The 24,457-nt window shown below is 72.4% G+C and carries 16 protein-coding genes; 3 read left to right on the top strand and 13 right to left on the bottom strand.

What is annotated here, in order from left to right:
• Positions 1–98: 98 nt before the first annotated feature.
• Both QEZ54_RS10970 and QEZ54_RS10965 read right to left on the bottom strand, forming a co-directional pair.
• On the bottom strand, positions 99–1,025 hold the full coding sequence (locus tag QEZ54_RS10970) for a hypothetical protein (RefSeq protein WP_281304426.1): 927 nt from the start codon (positions 1,023–1,025) through the stop codon (positions 99–101).
• Between the two features lie 224 nt (positions 1,026–1,249).
• Positions 1,250–2,170, bottom strand: coding sequence for a hypothetical protein (locus tag QEZ54_RS10965; RefSeq protein WP_281304425.1), 921 nt, complete (start codon positions 2,168–2,170; stop codon positions 1,250–1,252).
• Positions 2,171–2,319: 149 nt separating this feature from the next.
• On the opposite strand from QEZ54_RS10965, the gene QEZ54_RS10960 reads away from it, so the two are divergent.
• Complete coding sequence (locus QEZ54_RS10960) at positions 2,320–3,375, top strand: SDR family NAD(P)-dependent oxidoreductase (protein WP_281304424.1); 1,056 nt, start codon at positions 2,320–2,322, stop codon at positions 3,373–3,375.
• Between the two features lie 44 nt (positions 3,376–3,419).
• Here the strand turns inward: QEZ54_RS10960 and QEZ54_RS10955 are convergent, their stop codons facing one another.
• Genes QEZ54_RS10955 through QEZ54_RS10945 form a run of 3 tightly spaced genes read right to left on the bottom strand, consistent with a single transcriptional unit; the run spans position 3,420 to position 7,952 of the window.
• Positions 3,420–4,211 (bottom strand): aminotransferase class IV, encoded by a 792-nt coding sequence (locus tag QEZ54_RS10955; protein WP_281304423.1) that lies wholly within the window; start codon positions 4,209–4,211, stop codon positions 3,420–3,422.
• A 13-nt stretch (positions 4,212–4,224) separates the two neighbouring features.
• Complete coding sequence (locus QEZ54_RS10950) at positions 4,225–6,162, bottom strand: ABC transporter ATP-binding protein (RefSeq protein WP_281304599.1); 1,938 nt, start codon at positions 6,160–6,162, stop codon at positions 4,225–4,227.
• Between the two features lie 2 nt (positions 6,163–6,164).
• The gene (locus QEZ54_RS10945) at positions 6,165–7,952 is read right to left on the bottom strand and encodes an ABC transporter ATP-binding protein (RefSeq protein WP_281304422.1); all 1,788 of its coding nucleotides are present in this window, start codon (positions 7,950–7,952) and stop codon (positions 6,165–6,167) included.
• 324 nt (positions 7,953–8,276) lie between these two features.
• Between QEZ54_RS10945 and QEZ54_RS10940 the strand changes: the two genes are divergently transcribed.
• Entirely contained in the window at positions 8,277–8,978 is a 702-nt protein-coding gene (locus QEZ54_RS10940) for a M23 family metallopeptidase (protein WP_281304421.1), read from the top strand.
• A gap of 73 nt (positions 8,979–9,051) precedes the next feature.
• On the opposite strand, the gene QEZ54_RS10935 is transcribed toward QEZ54_RS10940, so the two are convergent.
• The 4 genes from QEZ54_RS10935 to QEZ54_RS10920 form a co-directional block, all read right to left on the bottom strand.
• Positions 9,052–10,272: an MFS transporter gene (locus QEZ54_RS10935; RefSeq protein ID WP_281304420.1), complete on the bottom strand. Its 1,221-nt coding sequence runs from the start codon at positions 10,270–10,272 to the stop codon at positions 9,052–9,054.
• 138 nt (positions 10,273–10,410) lie between these two features.
• Positions 10,411–11,340 carry an enediyne biosynthesis protein gene (locus tag QEZ54_RS10930; protein ID WP_281304598.1) on the bottom strand — a complete coding sequence of 310 codons (930 nt, stop codon included), beginning with the start codon at positions 11,338–11,340 and terminating at the stop codon, positions 10,411–10,413.
• Positions 11,341–11,438: 98 nt separating this feature from the next.
• A complete protein-coding gene (locus tag QEZ54_RS10925) occupies positions 11,439–13,418 on the bottom strand; it encodes a CRTAC1 family protein (protein ID WP_348650532.1) in 1,980 nt (659 codons plus the stop codon).
• Between the two features lie 502 nt (positions 13,419–13,920).
• Entirely contained in the window at positions 13,921–14,553 is a 633-nt protein-coding gene (locus tag QEZ54_RS10920; protein WP_281304596.1) for a MerR family transcriptional regulator, read from the bottom strand.
• A 704-nt stretch (positions 14,554–15,257) separates the two neighbouring features.
• Here QEZ54_RS10920 and QEZ54_RS10915 point away from each other — a divergent pair.
• A complete protein-coding gene (locus tag QEZ54_RS10915; RefSeq protein WP_281304419.1) occupies positions 15,258–16,067 on the top strand; it encodes an AraC family transcriptional regulator in 810 nt (269 codons plus the stop codon).
• A 218-nt stretch (positions 16,068–16,285) separates the two neighbouring features.
• Here QEZ54_RS10915 and QEZ54_RS10910 read toward each other — a convergent pair whose 3' ends face one another.
• The 4 genes from QEZ54_RS10910 to QEZ54_RS10895 are packed head-to-tail and all read right to left on the bottom strand — an operon-like array spanning position 16,286 to position 24,422.
• Entirely contained in the window at positions 16,286–17,641 is a 1,356-nt protein-coding gene (locus QEZ54_RS10910) for a cytochrome P450 (protein ID WP_281304418.1), read from the bottom strand.
• On the bottom strand, positions 17,638–18,150 hold the full coding sequence (locus tag QEZ54_RS10905) for a flavin reductase family protein (protein ID WP_281304595.1): 513 nt from the start codon (positions 18,148–18,150) through the stop codon (positions 17,638–17,640). The genes QEZ54_RS10910 and QEZ54_RS10905 overlap by 4 nt, the downstream gene beginning before the upstream one ends.
• A gap of 49 nt (positions 18,151–18,199) precedes the next feature.
• Complete coding sequence (locus tag QEZ54_RS10900; RefSeq protein ID WP_281304417.1) at positions 18,200–18,643, bottom strand: acyl-CoA thioesterase; 444 nt, start codon at positions 18,641–18,643, stop codon at positions 18,200–18,202.
• Position 18,644: 1 nt separating this feature from the next.
• A complete protein-coding gene (locus tag QEZ54_RS10895; RefSeq protein ID WP_281304416.1) occupies positions 18,645–24,422 on the bottom strand; it encodes a type I polyketide synthase in 5,778 nt (1,925 codons plus the stop codon).
• Between the last annotated feature and the right edge of the window lie 35 nt (positions 24,423–24,457).

Genomic DNA, 24,457 nt, shown 5'->3' with positions numbered 1-24,457 from the left:
CCGGGCGCGCCGCCACGGCGGCCGACCCGCACCCGGGTGGACGGGCGGACACGCGTGCCCCGGCCGCACGGACGCGAGCCCGTGCGGCCGGGCCCCCGTCAGCGGGCCTGCCAGTCGTGCTGGTATCCCTGGTAGAGGTAGCGTCGGGTGGCGCCGTCGCGCAGCGTCACCCAGGCGACGCCGCTGCGGCCCGCGGTCACCAGCACGCTGCCGTCCGCGGCCGGTGACGGGATCGCCGCGTACTCCCAGTCGGCGCCGACCTGCGTCTGCGGGGTGAACGCCGTGGGCGGGGAGGAGATCGTCCGCAGCGGGCCGGGCAACGGATTCGGCTCGTACCGCGGTGCGGTCTGCTGGGTCCACAGCAGCCGGGACGAGTCGGCGGTGAAGGCCGGTTCGGTGGCGAAGCCGTTGAGGTCGGCTCCGCCGCCGCCGAACGCGGTGACCCACCACTCCTCCGCGGTCGCCACGTCCACCACCGACAGGCAGTCGTCGAAGATGGCGAAGCACTCGCCGTTGGGGAAGGCGATCCACCGGCCGTTGGGCGACCAGGCGATCGTGCGGGAGTGGCGCAGCGGGTTCCAGGTGTTCACCGGGGTGCCCGCCGCCGCGGCGGACTTCTTCGGCGCGCGGTCGAACGCCTGCTGCGCGGCCGCGCTCAGGTGTGTCGCCAACCGGCGCGCCGACGCCGGACCGGACCGGGCCGCCGCCGAGCCGCCGATGTCCACGATGTAGATCGTCGGCGCGTAGTTCTCCCAGGTGCTGTAGGCGTACGCCAGCTTGGCGCCGTCCGGCGACCAGGCCCCGGCGCCGACGAATCCGCCGGTGGTGAGCTGGCTGTCGACCGTGAACGAGTGCGCGGCCGGGTCGACGTGGCCGTAGAAGAGGTCGCCGTTCCTGAGCACGGCCAGGCCGTCACCACCGCCGGGCTGCCAGCGCGGCCGCTCGTAGCCGCCGCCGGTGGTGGCCTGCCAGACCGCGCCGGACGTCTCGGCGACGAACAGGTTGCCGCCCCGGATGAACGCCACTCTGCCCGGCACCCCCGGGCTGACCGCCTGTGCCGGTGCGGCCGGCGCCAGAACCACGGCCGCGGTCAGGCACAGGCCCGCCGCTATCCTCCGCAATGCCCCCATGGATCACCCTCCTGCTCGGAGCCGCTTGATCCGTCGATCGTAAGATGTAGAATCTTCGATCACTGTCCGCGTGGTGACACGGCCGGCCGGTCCCGGTGTCGGAGTGCCGACGCGGACGCTCAGGCCAGCGTGGTCGGCAGCCCGGCCGCGGCGGCGACCCGGCTGCGCCACTCGGCCCGGATCGCGGCGAGCTGGTCGCGGTGCGCGGCCTCCCACTGGTCCAGGCGCGAGGCGAGCAGCCGCATGGCCGGACGGTACGAGGCGTCGCGGCACTTCGCGTCGGCGGCGAAGGTGCTCGTCAGCGCCGCCACCGCGTCGTTCCACGCGGGCGCCGCCGCCCGCCCGTCGACCGGCGCGTCCTCCAGCCGCAGCCCCCAGTCCCGGAACAGGAAGTCGTCCCGGCCGTGCCACTCGACCCGGTAGCCGAGGTCGGCCATGCACGGCGAATACCGCAGCATCCCCAGCCGGACCAGCGGGTTCGCGTAGATGTCCGAGCTCAGGCCGGGCAGGTCGGACAGCTCGTACGCCCCGGTCGGCGGCGTGAAGTCGTGGTAGTCGCGGTACTCGTACGGGGCGCGGCAGGCGTTGACGGCGGCGGCCCATGTGTCGGGGTCGACCCCGGCCGGGGCGCCGCGCTCGTGGTACCCGGCGGGCATCCGCGCCTGCCCCAGCACGTTGGTGATGAACCGGCGACCGTGCTCGGTCACCGAGTCCAGCACCCCGGCGCGGCCGGTGCCGTAGCCGAGGTCGGCGTCGGTGAAGCCGTCGTAGCGGGTGAAGAACGGGGCGGGCTCGTACGGCGTGCCCCGCTCGCGCATGCAGGCCGCGACGCCGCCCTCGATCCGGTGGTAGCTGACCAGCTCGGCGGCCCTCAGCTCGTCGGCCGAGCCGAGGATGCCGACCGTCAGCGCGTCCAGCCGCGCGGCGGTGGCCGCCGGGTCGCTCCACATCGTCTGGCGCACCGCGATCGCCGCGCCGCCGACCAGCAGCGCCGCCGCGAGCAGGCCGGCGGCCACCCGCCGCCGAGTCAGCCGCACCATTCGTCCCCCCGACCGTCAACGCCGGTCAATCTACCGGGGAGCCCGGATCCGCGCGGTCCTCCGGCGACCTGAGCACGCTGGGAGGCGCGGAACCACGGTCGGATAGGCGACAATATCGACGCACATCAACGAATGGAAAGGACCGCACGATGCTGGTGCTGGTGACAGGTGGTACGGGTTTCCTCGGCGCGCACACCGTCGCCGCGCTGGTTCGCGAGGGTCACCAGGTGCGGCTGCTCGCCCGGGCGCATGCCGGGGTCGAGCGGGCACTCGGCCCCCTGGGGGTGTCCGCTCGCGCGGTCGAGGTGTCGCTGGGCGACGTGACCGACCGCGCCGCGGTCAACCGGGCCGTGCGCGGAGTCGACGCGGTCGTCCACGCCGCCGCGGTGTTCTCGTTCGACACCCGGCAGAACGCGGCCATGCGCCGCACCAACGTCGCCGGAACCGAGCTGGTGCTGTCGGCGGCCCGCCAGTTCGACGTCGGCCGCACCGTGTACGTCTCGACCTTCGGCGCCATGCTGCCCGCCTCCGGCGGGGTGATCGGCACCCGGACCGCGCCCGGCGCGGCGCGCGAGCCGTACCTGGCCAGCAAGGCGGCGGCCGAGACGGTCGCCCGCGAGCACCAGGCCCAGGGCGCCCCCGTCGTGATCACCTACCCGCCCGCGCTGCTCGGGCCGGACGACCCGAAGCTCGGGGACCAGAACGCGCGGCTGCGCAACATGCTGCGCGGGCTGATGCCCATGTGGCCCTCGGGCGGCTTCCCCGTCGGCGACGTACGCGACACCGCCGCGCTGCACACCGCCCTGCTGACCGCTCCGGCCGACGGCCCGGACCGCCACTTCGGACCGGGCCGCTACGCGAGCACCCGCGAGTTCGTGCGGTCGGCCCGCCTGGTGACCGGCCGCAGCCTGCCGGCGGTGTTCCTGCCCGCCCGCGCCATGATGCCGATGGCCTACCTGGCCGGGCTGGCGCAGCGGATCTGGCCCTGGCACATCCCCGCCGAGTACGGCGCCTGCTACGTCTGCGCCTGCGACGCCCGCCCCGACGACGAGCAGCCGCCGCTGGGCATCGCCCCGCGCCCGTTCACCCAGACGCTGGCCGACACCGTGCGCTGGCTGCACCGGCGAGGGCTGGTCACGGCCCGGCAGGCGGGCCGGGCCGTCGGCTCGGCCGACGTGTCGGCGGCCGCGCCCGAGCACGTGTAGGTCGGACCGGATCGCCGGGTACCGCGTCGTACCGCACGTGTAGGTCAGACCGGATCGCCGGGCACCGCGTCGTACAGGCTGTTGAGGGTCGCCATCAGCGGCTCGTCGACGGGCAGACGCCGGTCGTCGACGCGCTCGACCGGCGCGATCCCCAGTGAACTGGTGACGAACGCGGCGGGCAGGGTGACCGCCTCGGACACCGACAGCGCCCGGCGCCGCACCGCGACGCCCCGGTCGGCCAGGACCTGCTCCAGCAGCCGCATGGTGATGCCGGCCAGCGCGGGCGCGTCGGGCCACAGCACCGCGTCGCCGTCCCGGAAGCCGATGTTGGCGGTCGCGGTCTCGCTGATCACCCCGGCCGCGGTGGTGAGCAGGGCGTCGTCGAAGCCCTCGCGGCGCACCCGGATGCCGTGGTAGGTCTGGCCGAAGCTGCCGACGTGCTTGAGGTGCGCGGCGGGGCGCTGGTACGGCACCGAGCGCAGGCGCCGCGGGCGCGGGTCGAACACCTGCGGTCCGGTCACCGACACCAGCACCGACACCGGGCCGGCCGCCCCGGCGGGCTGCGGGCTGAACACGACCACGCGCACCGAGGCGTCGGCCCGGCCGCGCAGCGCGTGCCGGATCCGCCCCCGGACCAGGTCGGCGGGCAGTTCGGCGCCGAACAGCTCCCGCGTGGCCGAGTCGAGGCGGTCCAGGTGCAGGCCCAGGCCGCGGACGGCACCCGCGCGGACCTGCATCGAGGTGTAGTGGCCGTAGTTGACCAGCGCCGGGAACAGCAGCTTCCCCGCGGCGGCCGGGTCCCCGTCGATCTCGACGTACGGCTGCTCGGCGGTCATCGCACCCTCCCGTTCACTGGTGGCGCGACCAGGTCGCGAACATGTCGGCGTAGCGGCCTCGCGCGGCCAGCAGCTCGCTGTGCGAACCGACCTCGACGATGCCGCTGCTGTCGAGCACCACGATCCGGTCGGCGCGCATCGCGGTGGACAGCCGGTGTGCGATCAGCAGCGCGGTTCGCCCCTCCAGCAGCCGGTCCAGCGCCTGCTCGACGCGCAGCTCCGACTGCAGGTCCAGGTTGGACGTCGCCTCGTCCAGCACCACCACCCGGGGCTGGGCCAGGAACGCGCGGGCCAGCGCGAGCAGCTGCCGCTGCCCGGACGACACCGACTGGCCCCGCTCGTGCAGCGGCGCGTCCAGGCCCGCCTCGGTCCGCTCGACCAGCTCGCGCAGGCCGACCGCGTCGACGGCGGCCCAGACCTCGGCGTCGGTCGCGTCCGGCCGGGCGAACGCCACGTTGTCGCGGATCGAGCCAGCGAACATGAACGGCTCCTGCGGCACCACCCCGATCTGGCGGCGCAGCGAGCCCAGGCTGACCTCGCGCAGGTCGTGGCCGTCGATGAGCACCCGGCCGGTATCCGGGTCGTGCAGCCGGGTCACCAGCTTGGCCAGGGTCGACTTGCCGGCGCCGGTGGGTCCGACGCAGGCGATGGTCTCCCCGGGCGCGATGGTGAGGTCCACCTCGCGCAGCACCGGCCGGGCCGGGTCGTAGCCGAAGGTGACCCGGTCGAAGACGATGCCGCCGGAGGCGGGCGGCAGCGTACGCGGGCGCGGGTGCTCCAGCACCGACGGCTCCTGCGCCAGCAGCGCGCGCAGCTTCAGCACCGCCGCCCGGCCCTGCTGGTAGTTGGTGTACAGCTGAACCAGCTGCTGCACCGGGGCGAAGAAGGCGTTGAGGTAGAGCACGAACGCGGTCAGCTCGCCGATGCTCAGCTCGCCGCGCAGCACCATCCGGCCGCCGATGAGCAGCAGCAGCGCCATGCCGACCATGCCGATCACCGAGGTGCCGGGGCCGTAGATCGCGTTGATGTGGCCGGTGAAGTCGTTGGCGTCGCGGTAGCGGCCGACCACCACGCGGTGGGCGCGCACGTTGCGCTCCTGCCGGTTGTGCGCGGTCACCACCCGTACCCCGTGCAGGTTCTCGGCCAGGTCGGTGAACATGGCGGCGATGGTGTCGCGCTGGCGGGCATAGCCGGTGTCGGAGGCGCGCCGGAACCACAGCGACGCCGCGATCAGCGCGGGCACCACCAGCAGCAGCGTGATCGCGGCCAGCTCGGCGTGGTACGCGAACAGCACCGCCGTCACCACGAGCATGGTGAGCCCCTGCACCGCGAACTGGGCCAGGCCCTCCTGGAACAGCTGCTGCAGCGACTCCACATCGGAGGTCATCCGGGTCAGGATGACCCCGCCCTTCTCCTCGGTGTAGTAGTCCATCGACAGCCGCTGCAGGTGCGCGAAGACCCGTACCCGCAGCTCGCGGGTGGCCTCGGCGGCCAGCCGCCCGGTCTGGCGCATGCGCGCGCCCGACACCCACCACCCGGCCAGCACCGCCGTGACGAACGCGGCCGAGGCCCACAGCAGCACCGGCAGGTTCCGGGCGCTGATGCCGTGGTCGATGCCGACCTGCACCAGCAGCGGCCCGGCCTGCAGCAGCAGCGTCTCGCCGAGCACGGCCAGGCAGGCCAGCACCAGCAGGCTCCGGCGCCGGGTGAGCAGCGACCGCATGGTCAGGGGCGCGCCGCCGCCGCGGTGGCCGAACCGGTCGGCCGGCCGCGGGTGGTCCGGTTCGGCCGCTTCCAGCCGCCGTACGCCCGCGAGCAGCTCCGACGGGATGCCGCCGAACGGCAGCCCGCTGCCCTGCGCGCCCTTGTTGCCGCCCCCGGCCAGCCCGCCGAGCCCGCCCATCGGCCCGCCGCCGCCCGCTCCGGGTCCGCCGAAGCCGCCGCCGAACATGGTCACGCTGCCACCTCGCTGTCGTCGGAGCGCAGGCTGGCGAGCACCTCGCCGTAGCGGGGCTCGGTGGCCAGGAGCTCGGTGTGGGTGCCCTGGGCCGCCACGCGGCCGTCCTCGATCAGCACGACGGTGTCGGCCAGGGCGATGGTGGACAGGCGGTGCGCCACGATGATGGTCGTCCGGCCCGCCAGCAGGTCCCGCAGCGCGGCGTGGATACGCTGCTCGACGGTGACGTCGACGGCGCTGGTGGCGTCGTCGAGCACCAGCACCGGCGGGTTGACCAGCAGCGCGCGGGCGATCGCGATCCGCTGGCGCTGCCCGCCGGACAGGGTGTAGCCGCGCTCGCCGACGACGGTGTCGTACCCGTCGGGCAGGGCGCGGACGAAGTCGTCGGCCCCGGCCGCGGTCGCGGCGGCCACGATGTCGGCCAGGTCGGCGTCGGGGCGGCCGTAGGCGATGTTGTCGCGGATGGACACCGAGAACAGGAACGGCTCGTCGGGCACGATGCCGACCTGTTCGCGCAGCGTGTCCAGGGCGTAGTCGCGCACGTCGCGGCCGTCGACGCGGACCGCTCCGGCGTCGGCGTCGTAGAAGCGGGCCAGCAGCCGGCCCAGCGTCGACTTGCCCGAGCCGGTACGGCCGACCACCGCCACCGTGGCCCCGGCCGGGACCCGCAGGTCCAGCCCGCGCAGCGCGACCGTGCCGTTGGGGTAGGCGAACTCGACGCCCGCGAACTCGACGTCGCCGTGCACCCGGGCGCGGACCGGGTCGGGTCGCTCGGTGATCTCCGAGTGGGTGTCGAGCACCTCGTAGATGCGCTGCGCCGAGGCGGCCGCCCGCTGCCCCAGCATGATCATCATGCCGAGCATGCGGAACGGCGGCTGCAGCATCAGCACGTACGAGTTGAAGGCCACGATGGTGCCGATCGAGGCGTCGCCCTCGATGACCATCCAGCCGCCGCACAGCAGCACCAGGGCCAGCCCCAGCCGGGGCAGGCTCTCCAGCGTCGGCGCCCAGCGGCTGCGGATCTCGGCGTCGCGCCGGTACGCCCAGCGCACCCGGTCGGCGGCGGCCGCCAGCGTGGTGAGCTGCCGCTGCTCGGCCGCGAACGCCTTGACGATGCGCACCCCGCTGACGTTCTCGTCGACCAGCGTCGCCACCCGGGCCAGCCGCGCCTGGATCAGCCACGACACCGGGAAGATCGCCTTGCGCATCCACACGCCCAGCACCGCGATCAGCGGCATGGTCGCCATGGCCACCACCGCCAGCGGCGCGTCGATCGACACCATCAGCGCGAAGGCGAACACCGCGATCAGGCACTGCACCAGGATCGACGGGCCGAACGCGAGGTACATCTGCACCGCGCGGATGTCCGAACTGGACCGCGACATCAGCTCGCCGGTCTGCACCCGGTCGTAGAAGCCGAACGGCATCCGGATCAGGTGCGCGTAGATGATGTTGCGCAGGTCGTACTCGATCTCGTACGCGGTGCGCAGCAGGTAGCGGCGGGCCAGGTAGTTCACCAGTCCGGCGGCCAGGGCCAGGCCGATCAGCCACCAGACGTAGGTGTCGAGGCTCACGGCGCGGGCGACCAGGGCGCGGTCGATGCCCAGGCGCACCACGTTCGGGATCTGCACCTGCACGATCAGGCCGACCAGGGACAGGCCGAGCGAGGTGAGCAGCAGCCGGCGGTGGGCCAGCACCACGGGTAGGGCGCGCCGCAGCCAGGACTTGTTCGGATCGGGGTCGACGGCGGCGCGGGGCGCGCGGTACTGCGGGGGTGCGGTCATCACGGGTCCAGGCACGGTAAGGGGCGACTGCGGGGTGGCACCGTAACCATGCCACGGTCGGCGCCCGCGGGCGACCCGCCTGCGCTTCGGCTCCAGCGCGAACCTGCGCGGGTGCCGCCTGCCCGTGAGCCGAGGCTCCGGCGATACCCGATGATGCGGTTTTCGGGTGATTTGCGGCGTGCCTCCCACGGTGCCGCGACCGGCCGGTCTAGCGTCGCTGTCGGCCCGCGGACCGCGGGCCGACCCGCGGCGCCCTACGGGCGGGGCCGATCGCGGGTCTTCGAGTGCCCGGCATCCCCTCGCCGGCGGCGAGACGGAGGATGTGTGCTGCAACGGCCCCTGGCCGCGGCGACAGGCGATGGTTACCGCGGCCGCCGCAGGGCGTCCGCTCCCCCGCGCCTGCGCTACGCCGCCGCCGTGACCACCGCGTTCGTCGGTGCCGGCATGGTCGCCCTCACCGCGGGCGCCGCGATCGACGACGCCAAGCCCAGCGGTCTCACCGGCGACGCCGGCGTGAGCAGCCGCGTCGCGCTGGCGCGCAGCGAGGCCGCCCGGCAGGCCAGCCGCGAGGAGCGCACGCTCAGCACCTCGATCTCGCAGGCCCCGGACGCCTGGGTGCTGCCGGTGCACGGCTACACGCTCAGCTCCGGCTTCGGCATGCGCTGGGGCGCCTGGCACAAGGGCCTCGACCTGGCCGGGCTGCCGGAGGGCACGCCGTACGCGGCGGTGCACGACGGGACCGTGGTGCAGGCGGGCTGGAACGGCGGCTACGGCTACTCGATCATCGTCGACCACGGCGACGGCCTGCAGACGCTGTACGGCCACTCCAGCCGGGTCCTGGTCCGCGAGGGCCAGCAGGTCCACGCGGGCGACGTCATCGGACGGCTGGGCAACACCGGCCAGTCCTTCGGCACCCATCTGCACCTGGAGATCCACGTGAACGGCGTGGCGCAGAACCCGGCGACCTGGTTCGCCCGGCACGGCGTCGACTTCGCCACCGGCGTCGAGTCCATCTTCGGCCGCTGACCGCGTCCGGCGGCGGAGTCGTGGCAGCTGGAGCGGCCACGACTCCGCGACGCCACGCCGGGCGCGCGACGGCTCAGCCCGTGGTGCGCGGGACCATCAGCAGTTCGGCCGCCAGGGCCGCCGACAGGCGGCCGTGCACCGCGGCGACCCGCGCCGCCACCATCGCGGCGACGGCGGCCGCCACCGCGAGCAGGCACAGCACCAGCGGAACGGTCGCACCAGACGAGCCGCCGACGCTGGCACCGACCAGGGCGGGCGCCCCCGCGCCCCCGATCATGAGCCCGGTCATCAGCACCGCCCGGGTCGACTGGGTCGCGGGGGTGACCGTCGCCAGCCAGGCCAGCAGCGTCGGGAAGACCGGGCCGAGCAGCACACCCGCGAGGGCGTACGCGTACGGTGCCGCGAGCGGCGACGACGCCCCCGCCAGCGCGCCCGCGGCCAGCAGGGTGCAGCCCATGACGAGCTTCGCCGGGGACCGCCGGGGCCGCAGGAACGAGACGGTGAGCCGGCCCACGGCGTGACCGGCCCAGAACAGCGCGGTCAGGGACGCGGCGACCGGCGCGGAGAACCCGATCGCGACCAGGTGGGAGGTCTCCCAGGTGCCCACCGCGGTCTCGACCGCGCCATAGAGCAGGCCGGCCACCGTGAACACCGCGACCACCGGCAGCGAACTGCGCGAGGGCTCGTGCACCGGGCCCTGCCCACCGGCGGAGGGCACCGCCGCCGGTGGCGCCAGCCCGCAGGCCGGCCAGCACAGCAGCACCAGCACCGCGACCCCGAGCAGCACGTGGCGCTCGTACCCGGCGGTGGCCCCGACGGCCAGCGGCCCGACGATGGAGCCGGCCATGAACACGGTGTTGAACAGGTTCAGCATCAGCGCGCCGCGCCGGCCGAAGCCGGCGGAGAAGGCGGTGTTGAGGTAGAGCATCAGGCCGCCGAAGCCGAGGCCGCCGAATCCGGCCGCGGCGAGCACGGCCGGCCAGGACGGCGCCAGCGCCAGCGCCGCCGCGGCGGCCGCGGCGACCAGCACCAGCAGCGACATGGTCCGCCTGCCGTTGACGCGACGGGCGAACAGCCCGCAGTAGACCATCGATGCCAGCGCGCCGAGCTGGAAGACGCTGACCAGGCCGCCACCCCGGGAAGCGCTCAGCTCGAACTCGCCCCGCAGCGCGGGCAGCAGCGCCCCCAGCGCCGCGAACAGCGTTCCGAACAGGAAGAAGAACACGAACCCCGCTGCGGCGCGCAGCTTCGGAACCGGTGGGGCCGTGCTGTCGGTACGGACGTCGGCGACCATGGCTGGTTCCCCCCTGGCTGTAACGGTTCTGTAGCCGGAGGTTTCCATCTATCGATGTAGTCGGGCATCTTGTCAGTTGCGCAGTTGCGGGCGGGACCCGCAGCGGCCGCAGCCGCGACCGGTCCCGCCCGCAGGTCGTCAGACTGTCGCCGGTACGGGCACCGTACGCGGCTGCGCCTGCTGCTGGCCGCGTTCGCGCAGGTGCTTGTACCACCAGAACAGGCCCCGGACCGCGCAGACGATGGTCACCGCGAAGAAGAGCGTGTAGACCACGTTGAACACCATCAGGATGCCGTACACCGTGGCGACGCTGGAGCCGAACATGAACTGCATCCAGCCCTTCGACGGCGTGGTGCCCGGGTCGGTGATCATGTAGTTCGTGAACAGCACGAACGCCACGCCCGTCATCGGGATGAGCGCCGCCCACAGCGCCACATCCCAGATCCACGTCCGGATCAGGGCCTGGATCACGAAGCCGCCCACCCAGCCCAGGATCAGCGGCACCTTCTTGGTCAGCAGCGCGTTGAGCACCGTGCCCGAGGTGAGGATGACGAAGGGGATCACGATCCGGATGGCGTCCGGCACGTGCTCGGTGAAGTGGTACGGCGGTGCGATGTTGACCCAGCTGAAGGCCAGCAGCGCGGCGGTGATGCCGAGGTTGGACGGGTTCATGAAGTGGCGCATGCGGCCCTTGATCGGGGCGCGCAGGACGTACTTCTGCCCGACCGCGATGACGATCGCGAACGCGATGGGCCAGAAGAGGTCGTTGGCGTAGAGCAGCATGTTCGCCGCCAGCGCCGTGATGTGGGTGGGCAGCAGGAACGTGTACACGCCCCACATGCCGTTGCCGGCGTACTCCGGGCGCCGCTTGTAGGCCCAGGCGGCGATGGTCTCGGCCGTGAACTCGGTGGCGTAGCCGACCGCCAGCGCGATGAACGGCCAGGTCCACGGCTGCTCGAAGCCGAACAGCCAGTACCCGAGGATGTTGAAGATGCTCATGGAGATGGCGAAGTTGCGCAGCGCGATGTACCGCGGGTCCTTCTTGTCCACCCGGGGCGGGGCGGCCATCCGGCCGGCCGCGGCCACCCTGGTCGGCTCCACCCGTACGGTCGCCGCCGCGGGGGGTTTGATGCCGATGCCGGTCGTGCTGACGCGTTCTGCGTGGGTCATTTCGCCGCCACCTCCTGAGCCTGAGTCGTGAGCATGAAGTCGTGCCAGCCGACGGTCAGGTCGACCTTCTGCATGTGGACGGCGCCGGACAGGTCGCGCCAGCAGATCTCGGCCGAGACCGGCTTGGCACCCTGGTTGCCCAGGCCGAAGAAGATGTCGAAGCTGCGCTTGCCGGAGTGGCCGCCGCCGCCGTCGAGCTGCGCCAGCTGCGACCTGCCGTCCGCGGTGGTGATCTTCACCATCGCGCCGTACGCCGGAGTGCGCAGCGCGTCGCCCTTGGCGCCGTCGACCGGGCGGTGCAGGCGCAGGCCGATGAAGTCGCCATTGCCCTTGCGGTCGTTGCGGTAGTACGCTGGCGGGCCCCACTGGCGGGCCACGGCGAAGTCCTGGCTGCCGTCGGCGTTGGTGTCCGCCACTGCCACGCCCCGGCTCGGGATCTGCGCGTCCATGCCCAGCTGCGGGCTGAGGTCGGTGTAGCGGCCGTTGCCCTCCGGCGCCCAGAACGCCATGTGGTCGGTGCCGGCGATATCGTCACCGGGCATCGCCTTGGGCCACATCGCCGGCTCCTGCAGCATGAGGTCGTTGCTCATGGCCAGCTCCTGGAGCCAGTTCCAGCGGTTGATCGTGCCCTTGACGAAGCCGGCGGTCTGCACGACGACCTGGTTGCCGCTGTTGTCGAAGTCCGCCATCTTGGCGTCCCAGCCCCAGCCGACCCAGGCCAGGTTGGTCTCGCTCGCCTCGTTCTCGAACGGGGCCACGCCCCTGCTCAGCTCCGCCTTCGCCTCGTCCGGGCTCGCGGCGGTGTTGCGCCAGACGAAGTTGCTCTCCTCGATGCCCCAGGAGTGCGTGATGTTGCTGACGAAGGCGTCGAAGCGGCCGGTGCCGTACAGGTCGCCGAACTCGATGCCCATGCCCTTGAACGAGTCGTGCCCCATCACCAGCGACTTGGGCGTGAACGGGCCGTGCTCACCCTCGGCCAGCGCGAACTTGATGTTCCCGGGGGTCGACACGTTGTGGAAGAAGCGGTCGTTGCCGAAGTCGTTGGCCAGGTACAGCTCCGGCAGCAGGTCGCCGTCCAGGTCGGCCGAGGCCGATCCCAGCGTCCAGCCGGTGGCACACTTCGGGTCGATCGCGCCGCGCTGCTCCTCGAACGTGACCGTCGCCGGTCCGCCGTTCTTGCCCGCGGCCTTCGCCTTCCACCGCAGCACGTGCGCGCCGCCGGCGTTCTGGGCCCGGGACATGGAGTGGTTCATCGTCACGTTCTTGTTGCCGACCGGGTCGAGCACACCGGTGTCGGGGAAGTAGTTGAACACCCCGATGTCGGGCTTGCCGTCACCGTCGAAGTCCGCGATGGCCACCGCGTTGGTGTTCCACAGCTGCCCGTGGTACGCCTTGTCGTTGTACACCCCGGCCTGGATGAGCTCGGTGGCCACGAAGGTGTCCCGCGTCAGCAGCGAGGCGGCCGGCTTGTGCAGGAACAGCACCGGCGTGCGGCCCCAGTAGTAGACCAGCAGGTCGGTCCAGCCGTCGAGGTTGTAGTCACCCGGCACACACCCCATGGGCGCCATGGTGTCGTTGTACGGCAGCGGGGCGGTGTCCAGCACGAACGGCTGGTAGGCGCCGCCGGTGCCGGGCGCCGGGGTGACGATCGCGCTGTCGCTGCGCGTGTCGACCAGGCACAGGTCGTCGGGCTTGCCGCCGCCGTCCAGGTCGTTGACGGCGATGGCCGCGCCGACCGACGAGATCCAGGACTTGATGTGCTCGTACTCCGGGTTCACCGTGCGCACGTCACGCTGCGGCAGGTTCGGCGGCAGCGCGATGGGAAGCTCGGTGAAGCGGTAGCGGGAGGCCATCGCGGCCTTGTCCGCCGCGGACGCCTCGGGCAGCTGAGCCACCGCGAACAGCGTCACCGCCAGCGCGATCACGAATACGACAGGTGTCAGTCGGCGCAGCAGGCCGACCTCGTTCGTTGGCATCGGTTCCCCTCGAGTTAGACGTCACGGTGCACAACACGGCCGCCGGCGAGGCGCCGGGAGGCGTCAGACGGTGTTCGGCGGTCCCCATTCAGCTTTCGCACGCGGCGATCCGCGCCGTGCTATGCGATCGAGTCGCGCGCAGCACGCCGTGGAATTGTTCGCCGGTCATTCATCGCGAGGCTGACTCCGCTATCAGTCACGCGGATGCGGGAGGACCTGATGTGAATCAGTGGGGGTGGGCCGCGATCTGCGCCGCGACCGCTTGAAAGATGAGTGAAAGAGAAGTCCTCCTTCCCGCTATCCATTGCCGCCGGAAGGAATTGACGTCCTTCTCGACGTCGCCCATCCTCGCGGCCGTCGGAAGTCCGTGTCTTCTCGCTAAATGCTCAGCGCCGACCCCCGCAATCTGGAAGAGCCAGATGGTCACGCTCAGTGACGAAAGGCGGGGACGAGACGGCGATCGCGGCGGGGGCCGGGGCGCACCTCCCCGGGCCCGTTCCGCTCAGCAGCCGGGTGCGGCAGAGCCGTACGCCCGGATGGCAAGGTAGTGCTCGTACGCCATCCGGCGCATGACCGCGAAGGCGACCTCGAGCAGGACGGTGCGGGCGACCGCGGTCGCCGCGCCGTCGGTGGGCAGGGAGTCCAGCTCCCGCACGGCCAGTCGCTCGGCCGCGTCGGCGCATGGGGCGAAGATGTCAGCGCCGCAGTCCCAGCCGAGGTCGCGCAGCGCGACCAGGACCTGGGCCAGCGTCGTCCGGCCGGGCGCGTTGGGATCGACGCGCCAGCCCAGGTCGGCCAGGAAGCGGTCGACCTGGCCATTGGCCGAGGTGTCGGCCGGCGCGTCGGCGCGCGCCGGATGTTCGGCGGAGAGTGCGTTGTTGACGACCTTGGCCAGCCCGTGCGGCGACATGCAGTTGTCGTCGAGGGCGGCCAGCACTTCGCGCACCGAGGCCAGGCTCATCATGCCCATCCCGGTAAGCACCCGGATCAGTCGCAGCCGGGCGACGTGAGTCTCGTCGTACTCGGCCTGGTTCCTCGCCGTCGGTACGCCCGGAGGCAACAGGTGCTCGCGCAGATAAAACTTAATCGTCGCCACCGACACACCGCTCCGCCTGCTGAGATTCGAAATCTTCATCGAACTCCATCGGTGTAGTTGATGGGAATGCTTGCATGTTGGCACATAGCGATCACTCGCCGCAACAGTCGAAATGTCGTTTTTGGCGAAGAAGTGCCAGGTGCGGAACCGCTCCCGCGACGCCCCGCCGGTGATCACCGGCACCGACCCTCGCTCGCGGTGTGACCACTTCACGACAGAGGCGTTCCACACGGCAACCGAAACGACGCGTACCGCGTCGCGCGGGCGCGGGCGCCCTGAGTGCGGATGACGCTGCGTAGCCGATATGGATAGCGGAACTCGCCGACTTCGCCTTTCCATAATATTGCTCAGTTTCCCCGCAGGGCACCACCCTGCCGAGGTACGCGCAGCTTGAAGCCATTATCATCGACGAATGGAGCGCCGCACCCGTCCGTCCGGCCGAGGAGCGTCCGCCGTTGGTATTGCTGATCCCTTTGAGACCTCCTAACATCGATCCCTGTCGCTGGCATTCATGGATGCGGGAGACCGCATCGAATGTCCCCGGGGCGCGCGACCCGAGGGCGAGGGGCCGGGAGCGAATTCGCTTTCGCATCCATGGAGCAGCTGTTTCCGGCAGGTTAACGACTCCTATCCGGATCCTAACGGATCCGGATACGGCCGTGACTGTCGGAACTTGCTGCGATGCCGGCGGCGGTGACGCCTATCGCCCCCCGCGAGGGGCGCAGCTCGATTCGGGAGACGCTATGGACAAGACCACGACAAGGGCCGTCGAACGTGTGATCGCTACCATGCGCGAAAATCTCGGGCAACAGTTGACCATCGACGACATGGCACGGGTCGCGATGTTCAGCAAGTTCCATTTCTCGCGCATATTCCAACGGGTCACCGGGATCTCGCCCGGTCGCTTCCTGTCCGCGCTGCGGCTGCAGCAGGCCAAACAACTGCTGGTCTCGACGCAGAGCAACGTCGCCGACATCAGCCTGCAGGTCGGCTACACCAGCATCGGCACGTTCAGCTCCCGCTTCACCCGCAGCGTGGGCCTGTCCCCGACGGCCTACCGCCGCCTGGGCGGCTACGCCCCCGCGGTGCACCCCGAGACCAGTGTCAGCGGGCCGGAGTGGGCCTTCGGCACCGTCAAGGGCGTCATCCGGCCGTACCCGGCCGACGAGCCGCAGCTGACCTTCGTCGGCCTGTTCCGCGACCGGATCCCCGAGGCCCGGCCGGTCAGCTGCGCGATCCTCGACCAGCCCGGCCCGTTCACCCTGGAGAAGGTGCCCCCGGGCGAGTGGTTCCTGCTGGCCCACTCGGTCTCCTCCGACCCGGCCCGGGTGACCGGTGAGCCCGGCGCCGGCGCCGGCAACGAACTGGGCGTCGGCTCGCTCGGCCCGATCACCATGCGGCGCGGCATGGTGATCGACGACGCCGAACTCCAGCTCAAGGCGATCTCCGACCTGGACCCGCCGGTCCTGCTCGCCCTGCTGGACGTGCGCATGGCGGCACTCAAGCTGGTCGCCGAGCGCGAGCAGCAGCAGCAGCAGACGAGCGTGGCCTGACCCTTCAGCTTCGACGACCCGTCGACGACGGCGGCAGACCCAGAGGTCTGTCCGCCGTCTTTCTCATGTGCGAGTAGGGTTTGCGCGCCCTGTACGGCTCTGCTGCGGGCCGCGGGCACCGCCGGTAGGTCCCCTGCGGCCCGGCGGACGTGACGGCCGTACGGGCACGACGAAGGGGCCCCGGGCGCCTGCGCGCCCGGGGCCCCGATCGGCGGGGTTCACGCCTCGTGGACCGACATCGGCAGTCCGCCGCGCACCCGCAGCGACAGCATCGGCTCGGGCACCACCTCGTAGCCGGGCATCCGCGTCATGCGCAGCTCCCGGCTGAGCATCGCGACCACGAAGACCGCCTCCATCATGCCCAGGTGGTTGCCGACGCAGAAGCGCGGACCGGCCCCGAACGGGATGTAGGCGTAGCGGGGACGTCCGGTCACCACATCGGGGTCGAACCGCTCCGGGTCGAACCGCTCCGGGTCGTCCCAGAACCGGGGGTGGCGGTGCATCGTGAAAGGACTCACCACCACGTCGGCGTTGGCCGGCACGTGGTAGCCCGCGATCTCGTCGGCCGCCAGCGACTTGCGCGGCAGCAGCCACACCGGCGGGTAGAGGCGCATGACCTCCTCCACCACCATCGAGGTGTAGCGCAGCTTGTGCAGGTCCTCGAACTCCGGCCGGCGGTCGCCGAGCACCGCCACCGCCTCCTCGCGCAGCCGCTCGCGTACCTCGGGGTGCTCGTCGATGAGGTACAGCGTCCAGCTGAGCGTGCTGGCGGTGGTCTCGTGCCCGGCCAGCAGCAGGGTCACCAGCTCGTCGCGCAGCCGGATCTGGCCCACCCTCGGGTCGGCCTCCGCCCCCGCCGAGACGATCAGCCGGGACAGCACGTCCTCGCGGTCGTCGGTGCGCCCGGCCCGCTCCGCGACGAGCTGGTCGACGATCGACTGCAGCTCGGCGCGGGCCCTGCGGAAGCGCCGCTGGTTGGGCAGCGGCACCCAGGTGGGCACCGCGCTCAGCGACTCCAGCTCGAACATGGCCTGGTCCTGCACCACGCCGAAGTGGTCGCCGATGTCCGGGAACTGGCCCAGGTCGGTGTCGATCAGGGTACGGCCGAGCACGCCCAGGGTCAGGCCGGTCATCTGGCGGACCACGTCGACCGGCTCACCTCCCCGGAACTCGCGCAGCCGCGACACCAGCAGCTCGGCCTCGGCCGCGATGGCCCCGGCCTGCGCCGCGATCCGCTTGCTCTGGAACGCCGGCTGGATCACCCGGCGCTGCTTGCGCCACAGCTCGCCCTCGCTGGTCAGCAGGCCGTCGCCCAGCGCCCGCTTGGCGTGCACCAGGCCGATGCCCTTGTGGTAGTTGGCCGCGTTGTCGGCCAGGACGTGCTTGACGCTGTCGGGGTGGTTGAAGAAGTACAGGGCCTTGTGGCCCACCGGGATCCGCACCGCGTCGCCGTAGCGCGCCGCGGCCTGGATCATCATGCCGAGCCGGTCGCGGTTCATCACCGCCAGCCAGCGCAGCGCGGCGCTGCGCGGCGGTCCCGGCGGGGCGACGCGGGTGCGCGTCATCGTGGTCATCTCGTCACGTCGCTTCGCTCGTGGTGAATCTGATGGAATCGACCGTGCAGGAACAGCAGCGCGTCGTCGTCCTCCGCGCGTTCGACCGAGAGCAGTTCGCTGAGGAAGATCGTGTGGTCGCCGCCGTCGTAGCGGGCCCGCACCTCGCACTCGAAGTGGGCCAGCGCCCCGATGATCAGGGGGGCGCCGGAGAACCGGCCCGGGGTCCAGTCGACGGCGTCGAACTGCTCCTTGCCCATGGGCCGGTTCCGGTCGGCGAAGTACCTGGCCACCGCCTCCTGGCCGGAGCCGAGGACGGAGACGGCGAACCGGTTGGTCGCCGCGAGGACGCCGTGCATGATCGCCTCGTGGCCGACGCAGATGAGGACCAGCGGCGGGTCCAGCGAGACCGTGGTGAACGAGTTCGCCGTCATGCCGTGCGGGGTGTCCCCGCCGACCGTGACCACCGTGACCCCGGTGGCGTACGCGCCGAAGGCCCGGCGTAGCGCCTTCGGATCCGCCACCAGCAGCGGCGGGGTTTGCTGGACGTCCACTGTGCCTCTCCTGTCTTCGGGACGGCTAACTTCGGGCGCCGGCGAGCTGGTACGGCGTGAGCGCCTGCACCAGCGCGTCGGGAACCCGCGACGGGACCGTGCGGGTGTTGGGGCCGCGCATGCACGCGACCCGCTGCCCGCCCCGGGCGACGAGGGTCTCCCCGCCGCCCGGCTCCAGCCGTACGTAGTCGAATCCGAACTGGACCTGCGTCTGCGACAGCTCGATCAGGTTCATCCGGATCGCCAGCTCGTCGAAGGCGGTGATCTCGGCGAAGAACTCGCAGTCGACCTTCAGGGTGAACAGCTTGAGGTCGTCCTGCAGGTCCGCCAGGACCTCAGGGGCGCGCTGCTTGAGGAACATCTCCCGGCAGCGGCCCTGCCAGCGCAGGTAGTTGACGTAGTACACGTTCCCCACGATGTTGGTCTCCTCGAACCCCACCGTGTGCAGGTACTCGAAGTACCGTTCCATCTCAGCGGCCTCCATCCGTTGCGATCGCGAACACCACCGGCTCGGTGACCCCGGCCAGCCCCGTCACGAACGTGGCGATCCGCAGCTCGCCGGAGGCGAACACGGTCCAGCCGGCACGCTCGGCGGGCAGCAGGGACAGCGGACCGCGAACCGGTCGGCCGGCCTTCTGCAGACACTCCACCGCCGACCAGACCCGCGTCGCGGCGGTCGCGCGGTCCTCCCCGGTCTGCGCGGCGACCTGCTGGGCCAGCCCGGTGTTGGGGCCGAGCAGCCCGTCCCACACCGAGTCCGGCCGCTGCACGACCAGCTCGACATCGCAGCCCAGCGGGCCGGCACCCGCCACGACCAGGGTGATCCCGGCCGCGTGCGAGCTGGAGATGCTCCGGTCGCCCGGCACCTCCGGCCGACCGTCCTTGCGGTACTTGACCGTCACCGGTCCGCCCAGGGCCCGCCCGGCGGCCAGCGCCGTACGCGCCCGGCGCAGCGTCTGCGGGTCGCCGTCGGTCTGCGGGCCGTCCGGCTCCACCACCACGGCCACCTGCGCGCCCAGCACGTCCCCGACCGCCCGCTCCAGGTACGGGCCGAGCAGCGGGGCCTCCCACGGCCCGCGGCCGTCCTTCTTGCGTACGGCCCGCAGCTTGAGGCCCTCCCACCGCTCGACGACCTTGCCCGTGCCATCGCGCAGCGCGATGTCGTAGAGGTAGGTGTCCCCGTCGCGGCTGCGCTCGGTCGCGCAGTAGCGCAGGTCCGGCGTGGTGAGCATCGCCTCGCCCATGGCGTGGATGCGCTCGATGCCCTGCGGCAGCAGGGTCGCGTCAGGGACGCAGACCTGGTTGCCGTGCATCAGCGCGTCGCGCACGCCGGGGTCGCCCAGCAGCAGCTGCGGCGAGAGGAACCCGGCGAACCAGTTGGTCGCGGCGTCGGCGGCCACGTCGACGTCCACGTGCCGCGCCGCGGCCCGGTGGTAGCGGCGCAGTCGCTGGAAGCGGCCGCCCTGGAACAGGGTGGGGCCGTACAGCTGCGTGGCCGGGTCCAGCTGCACCGCCGGCAGGCCGTCGGCGATCTGCTCCGGCGCGCCCTCGATCGGCTCGCCGTTGGGCAGCCGCAGCCGGGCCCGGAAGTGGTCGGCGACGAACCCGGTCTCCTCGCTGTGGATGGCCACCTCGACGGTGTCGGGGCCGCTGACGGTCGCGGCGACGCGGATGCGGGTCGCGCCCTGCGGCGGCACCACGATCGGGCGCAGGAACTGCGCCTGCTCCACGGTGCGCCGGCCGACGACGCCGGTGACGGCGGCGGCGGCCTGGGCCATCGCCTCCATCCCGAACACCGCCGGGAACAGCAGGTTGCCGTCGAGCAGGTGGTCGGCCAGGTACAGGTCGGTGCCCGCGCTGAGCTCGACCTCGGTCACCAGCTCCACGCCGTGGTAGCGGATCAGCGGCCGCTCCACGAACCGCAGCAGCGGCAGCTCCGGCAGGTGGTAGCGGACCGTGTCGATCCCCTCGGTACGGCCGCTGATCACCACCGTGCCCGGCGTGGCCGGGTCGGCCAGCAGCCGCCGCAGGATCGCCACGCCCTGGTCGGGCGTGATCGGGGTGACGCCGTCACGGGACAGCGACTCCACCACCGACAGGCGCTCGCCCATGCCGACGCCGGACCAGACCGACCACTCCAGGCACAGCGCCCGGCAGTTCGGGAACTCCCGGCCCACCTGGCGGGTCAGGTCGTCCAGCCACTCGTTGGCGGTGGCGTAGTGCGCCTCGCCGCGCAGACCCGCCCGGCCGATGATGCTGCCGAGCGTCACCAGCAGCCGGAGCCGCTCGGGCTGGACCGCGGCCAGGACCGCCTGCAGCCCGTCGATCTTGGGAGCGAAGGTGCGGCGGAACGCCGCCGCGTCCAGGCTCGCCAGTCCGGCCGGCTCGTTGCGCCCGGCGCCGTGCAGCACCGCGGTGATCGGGCCGAGCTCGGCGGCCAGTTCCGCCACCGCCGCCTTGATCTGCGCCGCGTCGGTGACGTCGGCCCGGGCGTACCGCACGGTGACGCCGCGCTCGCCCATCCGCACGATGTTGGCGGCCAGCTCGGCGTCCTCGGCCGGGTCCGACCGGCCCAGCAGGGCGAGCTTCGCCCCGCTGTCCTCGGCGATCGCCAGCGCGCACTCGGCGGTGATGCCCTTGCCGCCGCCGGTGACCAGCAGCACGTCGCCCTCGTGCAGCGCGGGCAGCGTGGTCTCCGGCTCGTACGGCATCACCCGCAGCGTCGGCACCCGCCGGGTCCCGCGCTCGTCGTAGTGCACCTCGATGTACTTCGCGGTCGCGGCGACCTCGGCGGCCACCCAGTCGACGGCCTTGGCCACCGGGGGCACGTGCACGATGGACACCCGCAGCTGCGGCGCCTCCAACTGCAGCGTCTTGGCCAGACCCGCCGCGCCCCGCCCGTGCTGCACCAGCACGAACCGGGTCCCGGCCGGGCCGGCCAGCGCGGTCTTGGCCCCGTTCAGGGCCAGCTCCAGGTGCTCCTCGGCGGCGTTCTCCGGCAGGCAGACCAGGACACCGGCGCCGACCCCGGCGCGCTCCAGCGCCCGGCGCAGCGGCTCGGCGATCGGGCTGTCGGCCACCGCGAACACCTGCCAGCGGCCGCTGTCCTCGGTCGCGGTACGGGCGGGCAGCGGCAGCTCGTCGAAGTCGAGCGACCACGGCCGGGCCCAGTCGGCGGCGCCGAGCACGATCTCGGCCGGCGCGCCGTCGGCCCCGTGCCCGGTCGACCGGAGCTGCTCCAGCGCTTCGGCCAGCTCGCTGACCGTGGCGGTGGCGAAGTTGGTCGGCGTGTGCGCCGGGGGCACGCCCAGGCTGGTGGCCACCTGGTTGACCAGCTGACCGACGGTGATGGAGCTCAGGTGCAGGTCGTCGAGCAGCCGGCTCTCCTCGCGGACGAGCTCCAGCGGCAGCTCCGCCCGCTCGGCGGCCAGCCGCCGCAGCAGGGCCAGCGTCGACTCGCCCGCCTCGGGCGCGGCCGCGGCGGTGCCGGCCGGCGTGACGACGGGCGCGGTACGGGCGACGCCCTTGATGTCCACCCGCGGCGCGGCCTCGCACGGGCTGGCGAAGAACTTGAACTCGGCGCCGACCGCGAGCGGCCGGATCAGGCGGCCGTGGAACAGCGCGGCGTCCACCTCGGACGCGCCCACCACGTACGCCGCGCCGACCACGCGCAGCACCCCGGCCAGCGACTCGTCGTCGGTGTCCAGCGCGACCGCGGGCACGTCGGTGGCGGCGGCCAGGCCGCTGAGCACCCGCCCCGGGCCGACCTCGACGAACAGGTCCACCTCCTTGGCGGCCAGCGCGAGCGCCTGGCTGAACAGCACCGGGTCGGTGATCTGCCGGTGCAGCAGGGCGCGCACGTCGGTGTCGGGCGCCAGCGCCTCGCCGGTGACCGTCGAGATCAGGCGCTTCTCCACCGGCTCGAACTCCTCGTCGGCGATGGCCTGGCCGAACGAGTCGGCCGCGGGCGCCACCAGCGGCGAGTGGAACGCGTGCGACACGTTCAGGCGGGTCGCGGCCACGCCCTCCTCGCGGGCGCGGGCGCAGACCGTCTCGACCGCCTCGACCGCACCGGAGATCACGGTCTGCTGCGGGCTGTTGTAGCCGCCGATGACCACGGGCAGGCCCTCGGTCAGCCGCAGCACGGTGTCCGGGGAGGCGGCGACGCCGGCCATGGTGCCCGACGCGCTGTGGCGGCTCATGGTCTGGCCGCGTACGGCCGCCACCCGCAGCAGCGTCTCCTCGTCCATCGCCCCGGCCCACTGCAGGGCCGCGATCTCGCCCAGGCTGTGCCCGACCGCGATGGTCGCGTCGATGCCGAGGGTGGACAGCACCCGCAGGCCGGCCATGGAGCCGGTGACGATGCGCGGCTGGGCGACCTCGGTGGCCACCACGTCCGCGCCGGTCGGCAGGGCCGCCTTGGTGTACATCTCGTCGGCCTCGGCGAACCGGCGCCGCATCGCGCCGCCGCTGACACCCTTGCCCGAGCCCTGGCCCGGGAACAGGTAGCCGATGCGGCCGGGGCCGCTGGCGTGGCCGAGGAAGGTGCGGCCGTCGGCGGAGAACACCGAGGTCTCCCCCGCCTCCACCTTCTCCAGCAGCGCCTTGAGGCGGCGGGTCGCGTCCTCGGGCGAGGAGACCACGACCGCGGCGCGCAGCGGCAGCTCACGCAGCTCCCGGTGCAGGGTCGCGGCCAGGTCGGCCAGCTGGGCGTACGCGACGGTCGGCACGAACTCGATCAACCGGGTCAGCCGCTCGGCCAGTTCCTTCGCCGAGGCGGCGTCGACCAGCAGCAGCTCGACGTCCTGCAGCGAGGAGGCCAGCGCCTTGGTGCGGGTGTCCAGCGGCACCCGCTTACGCGGCCGCTCGTTCTCCAGCACGATGTGGGTGTTGATGCCGCCGAAGCCCATCGCGGTGATGCCCGCGCGGACCGGGGCCTTGCTCGGCCAGGCCTCGGCGCGGCGCAGCACCCGCAGCTGGGCGTCGTCGTCGGTGAGCAGCTCGTGCGGCTCCACGCAGCCGATCGCCGGGGGCAGCACCTGGTGGTGCACGGCCATGGTGGCCTTGATCAGGCCGGCCACGCCGGCGGCGGCCTTGGTGTGGCCGATCATGCCCTTGATCGAGCTGATCGCGGCGGGGGCCTCGGCGCCCGCCGCGCGCCGGGCCAGCGTCAGCGCCTTGAGCTCGGTGGCGTCGCCGACGGCGGTGCCGGTGCCGTGCCCCTCGAACAGGCCCACGGTCTCGATGCCGAACCCGGCCCGCTCGTACGCCCGCTGCAGTGCCAGCTGGTAGCCGCTGACCTCGGGGCGGGTGATGCCGCCCTTGCCGTCCGACGAGATGCCCCAGCCGGCGACCGTGGCGTAGACGCGGTGACCGGCGGCGCGCGCCTCGTCCTCGCGCATCAGCACGACCATGCCGCAGCCCTCGCCGGGCCAGAAGCCGTTGGAGCCCTTGTCGTACACGCGCATCTCGCCGGTGGCCAGCGCGCCGGTCTTGGCGAACCCGATGATCTCGAACGGGTCGATGGACAGGTCCACCCCGCCCGCGACCACCACGTCCAGCTCGCCGTCGACCAGGCCCTTGCACGCGGTCGCCACCGACAGCAGCGACGACGAGCAGGCGCCGTCGACGGTGTAGCCGCCGCCCTTGAGGTCGAAGTGGTTGCAGATGCGGCCGGCGATGGTGTTCGACAGGCCGCCCGCGAGGGTGTCCTCGTCGATCTCCGGGAACGGCGCCTTGAACGTCGCCTCGAAGTCGCTGAGGAACGTGGCGAGCTGGTCGTCGTCCCAGTCCTGCTCCTTGAGCGCGGCGGCGACCATGCGGCGCACGAACGGCCAGCGCAGCCTGATCTGGTTGGCGCGGGAGAACTCGCCGGTGAGGCTGTTGCCGACGATGACGCCGGTGCGCTCGCGCGGCAGGCCCTCGGCCATCGGGAAGCCCGCGTCGGCCAGGGCCATCGCGGCCACGTCCAGCGCCAGCCAGTGGGTGAGGTCGGTGGACCGGTACGTGCTGCCGGCCACCTTGTAGGCGATGCGGTCGAACTCGTAGCCCTCGATGACCGAGGCGTTGCGGGCGTAGAACTTGTCAGGGGCCTTGGGGTCGGCGTCCCAGTAGTCGGCCAGGTTCATCCGGACCTCGGGGAGCTGGCGGAACGCGCGTCGCCCGGCGACCGCGTTCTCCCACAGCTCCCGCGGCGAGGTGGCGTCCGGGTAGCGGCACGCCATCCCCACTATCGCGATTCTGGACATGCGGAAACAGCCTTTCATCCAGCGGGCGCGCATAC

The sequence above is a fragment of the Catellatospora sp. KI3 genome (assembly GCF_029948125.1).
Lineage (GTDB): Bacteria > Actinomycetota > Actinomycetes > Mycobacteriales > Micromonosporaceae > Catellatospora.
Note: the sequence above shows the minus strand (reverse complement) of the source record. Positions and strands in the feature narration are given on the sequence as shown.